We start from the raw sequence: 526 nt of genomic DNA, 5'->3' as shown, positions 1-526 counted from the left end.
AAGGTGAAAAAAGAAGTTGATGAAATTCTGAAAACCGTTTCAAAGGACGAAGATGTGCAGAGGCTGTATAACGAATGGTGTATGTTGCAGCGGAAAATATACGGAATTTATACGGATAAAGATGTTGAATTTGCTCCGCTCTGGGAAAATAAAGAATTCAAAAAGTTGAAAAATGCGATTGTTTCGGAGGCTGAAAAGCTCGGAGACAGTCGCATTTTCATTGATGAAGAAACGGAAAACAAAGAACCGGAGAGTGACGAAAACGGTGAATATAAAGAAACTGCAACCGATAATCCGAAAGCCGATACGGACAGTCGGGCAAAAAATATAAATCCGACAGTCATATCCTCTGCCGCAAATTTGTTTTGCAGACTTGCAATTATCATTGAAAACGATACGGAAAGAAAAACGGAAGGATTTTATAAAACCATTGTTGACTCTAAGGAAAGAAAACATATCATCAGGAAAAAACAGAGTCTCGGTATGAAAATGAGGTGATTGTGTTTTGAAAAAGAAAAGATTTTCC

1 pseudogene is annotated in these 526 nt (G+C 37.3%); it reads left to right on the top strand.

Features of this window, described 5'->3' with window-relative positions:
- A pseudogene (locus tag H8706_RS12360) lies at positions 1–498 on the top strand (hypothetical protein); the annotation flags it as partial.
- Positions 499–526: the final 28 nt, after the last annotated feature.

This window comes from Qingrenia yutianensis, assembly GCF_014385105.1.
Lineage (GTDB): Bacteria > Bacillota > Clostridia > UMGS1810 > UMGS1810 > Qingrenia > Qingrenia yutianensis.
This window is presented reverse-complemented; position numbering and strand designations above follow the sequence as displayed.